This is a genomic window from Agromyces binzhouensis (genome assembly GCF_004135055.1).
GTDB classification, from domain to species: domain Bacteria; phylum Actinomycetota; class Actinomycetes; order Actinomycetales; family Microbacteriaceae; genus Agromyces; species Agromyces binzhouensis.
This window is the reverse complement of sequence record NZ_SDPL01000824.1, coordinates 1-544: the sequence shown is the minus strand read 5'-3', so window position 1 is coordinate 544 and position 544 is coordinate 1. Positions and strand designations below refer to the sequence as shown.

Here is a 544-nt window from a genome sequence, read left to right as displayed (position 1 = left end):
GACGGCGCCGACGACCTGCGCGGCGCGACCCTCGCCACGCCGCAGCTCGGCAACACGCAGGACGTCGCCCTGCGCACCTGGCTCGCCGACCACGGCCTCGAGTCCTCGCCGACGGGTGCGGGCGACGTCGACATCGTGCCGACCGACAACGCGCGCACGCTGCAGCTCTTCGCCGCAGGCGCCCTCGACGGCGCGTGGCTGCCCGAGCCGTGGGCGTCGCGGCTCGTCCTCGAGGCGGGCGCGAGCGTGCTCGTCGACGAGGCCGAGCTCTGGCCGGACGGCGAGTACCCGACGACGCTGCTCGTCGTGCGCACCGAGTACCTCGAGGACCACCCCGACGCGGTCGCCGCGTTGGTGGCCGGCCATGCGGCATCCGTCGACTGGATCGGTACGCACCCCGACGAGGTGCCCGAGCTCGTGAACGCGCGCCTTCGCGCCGACGCGGGCGCGCCGCTGCCCGACGCCGTGCTCGACCGCGCGCTCGCGCACGTCGACCCGACCGTCGACCCGTTCGCCGCGACGCTGCGGGTCCTCCAGCGACGGG

General features: G+C 76.1%; 1 protein-coding gene. It reads left to right on the top strand.

The window, feature by feature from the left end; genetic code table 11:
- A partial coding sequence (locus tag ESO86_RS18405; RefSeq protein WP_165308462.1) for an ABC transporter substrate-binding protein occupies positions 1-544 on the top strand: 544 nt, incomplete at both ends.